This is a genomic window from Vibrio sp. 10N.222.46.A1 (genome assembly GCF_041473595.1).
In the GTDB taxonomy this organism is placed as follows: Bacteria; Pseudomonadota; Gammaproteobacteria; order Enterobacterales; family Vibrionaceae; genus Vibrio; species Vibrio tasmaniensis_A.
This window is the reverse complement of record NZ_JBFRSN010000935.1, coordinates 1-2,343: the sequence shown is the minus strand read 5'-3', so window position 1 is coordinate 2,343 and position 2,343 is coordinate 1. Positions and strand designations below refer to the sequence as shown.

Annotated in this window: 3 protein-coding genes; all 3 read right to left on the bottom strand. The window is 42.9% G+C overall.

The genetic code is table 11. The annotated features are described in order from the left end of the window. Positions 1–286, bottom strand: a 286-nt coding sequence (locus tag AB4496_RS22265; RefSeq protein ID WP_372131988.1) for a TauD/TfdA family dioxygenase, incomplete at its 3' end; no start/stop codon positions are given. A 248-nt stretch (positions 287–534) separates the two neighbouring features. Beyond that, entirely contained in the window at positions 535–1,110 is a 576-nt protein-coding gene (locus tag AB4496_RS22260; RefSeq protein WP_102258546.1) for a hypothetical protein, read from the bottom strand. Between the two features lie 24 nt (positions 1,111–1,134). Then, positions 1,135–2,322 (bottom strand): carboxylesterase, encoded by a 1,188-nt coding sequence (locus AB4496_RS22255; protein WP_102258547.1) that lies wholly within the window; start codon positions 2,320–2,322, stop codon positions 1,135–1,137. Positions 2,323–2,343 lie beyond the last annotated feature (21 nt).

Genomic DNA, 2,343 nt, shown 5'->3' with positions numbered 1-2,343 from the left:
GCCAATAGCTTTCCATGGGTGCATTACCACGGGTTGTTTCGATGACACTCACCTGAGGTGCGCTTTCGACGCGAGGAAAGAAGGGATGCGCAAGCTCGAGCTGTCCAAATCGCTCTGCAATCATCAAGTGTTGTTCTGGTGAGAGTACTTGATCACCTAGGAAGATTACTTGATGGGTAATCAGCGCCTGATAAACCTCATCGAGCTCAGTCACACTGCATGTGGCGAGATCGACTCCATGGATTCGCGCACCGATATGAGGGGTAACTTGTTCTATTTTCAACATACTTTCGCTTATTGATGATGTGACATTTCAGAGTCAATTTGGATACTGACTAGTAAACCGGACAAATACGCCATTTCTTTCAATCCTACTCGCTATAAAAGCAAAAAGCAGTTTTCCGATTAATATCAATGATCTTGTCTCGCCTAAAACATTAAAGCCTCAGTCTTCAAGCTGTTGAGAACAGCGTCAATACTGAGGCTTTGAGTTCGTTTAATTTCTATCTTTTAGCTGCTTACTTAAGATATCGACTAACGAGTCGTTGGTTTAACCATTTGCCATTGAGATAACGCTTTGTCGGCAACATTGCACTCCTGCATATACAAGCTTCTCCAACGGTGCGCCGCACTGTAGGTCACTTTAGATACATCGCCTGCAGTAATACAAAGGTTAGAACCCACCAACTGAACCTGTTTGTCCTCTGTAAACTCAAACGTTTGGAACTGAGTGGCTTTCAAAAATGGTTCGTCGATGTGGCAGCGTTTTAACATCAGCGAATTGTAAGGTAACGAATTATTATTAACGCCCATAACCGTGACACATGCCTCGAAAGCCGGAAAGAACAATGCCCCGTCATCTCTATGGGTCACCGCCTCATCAGCGTACAAGCCTTCTTTGCAATTGTGCGTCAATAACGGCAAATCGAATCTTACATAGTCACCACTTCCAGCAACATCAATACAATAGCCGTCTTCCCTGTCTAACAGATCAACCAACTTTAAGTGTAAGCCCGTTTCCTTCCAATCTGCGTTTACTGGGACAGCAAACAACAGCGATAGCAACGATATCAGCCCCAATGGTAATGCAGGGGATGGTTTTTGATACATTTTAGTGTCCTTCTAATGTCGCCTTTATAAGGCAGTGATAGATTTGGCGTAATCCAACATTTCGTCAAAATATGGGTTGTAGGTTAACCTTGCATGAACCTTCCCTTCTTCCTTGTATCCCCAAGCGGAATACCATGGTTCATCACTATTTAAACAAGCTTCATAATCAAGAGGATCGGTACTGTTACGACACATTGGGAATTTACCATTAGCGCCATAATAGAAATTATCTTCACGGTATAACAAACTCATGTGAGAGAAGTTACTGATGCGTTTTGACGGCACACGACTGTCGAAATGGACAACGCGTTTATCTAGCGTATCTGGTTTATCTCCAAACCAAATAAATCGGCTGTTTGCATTGGTAAACTGCGTTTCAAACAGTTTAAGGACTTCAGTAACATTAACGACACTGTCATCTTGAGTGACGGCTAAAAATGCTGGCCTGTCGAATGGTTTTCTTTTTAGAGATTTTTGAACCTCGTAGCTAGTCCAGTAATACTGCGCAAAGCCATTCAAAGGTACGCTATTGTATTTCATTAGATTGTTGTGATTTTGCGGATCGCCTTGGAACACCCAATCCACAAATAGAGCGCCAGCAGGTGCAAGGAAATCAATATCACTGTCAGATTTAAACGCGGGAGAAAACAGATACAGAGCCTCTATGCTTGGGTCGCTATTCGCATAATCCGTCACCAAATTCGCGCCAGTAGAGAACCCAGATAAAGAAACCTCCAGCCCCTCTTTCTGCATAATTTCAACTTGATTTTTAACCGTATTTTCCCAATCAGATATACTTATCGGCACTAAATCGGCCGGGCGACTGCCATGTCCCGGAAGCAACACACTACGTACTAAGTAACCGTCATCAGCGAACTCTTTAGCAACATCGACAAAAGACCATGGAGAGTCACCTAAGCCATGCACAAAAATAATGCCTTTTTTCACCGAATTTGCTTGGTTTGGCATGATTTCAAAAGGGGTATTATACGAAAGCTCCGCTGCATGATCGTCTTGCAAAAACACACGATTCTCTTCCAGCCAAGCTTGAATGGTTTGTTGATATTCGGAAAACGAATCAAACTGTTGCACTGGAAATGCACTTGCGGAGGTGTCATAGAGCGGATGATCATACTCCTGCTCGCTGCTAATACAGCCAATCAGCAATAAAGCACACACAATTAAAATAAGAGGCTTAAACCTAAATTTCATAAAAAACGACCTTTTGTACCT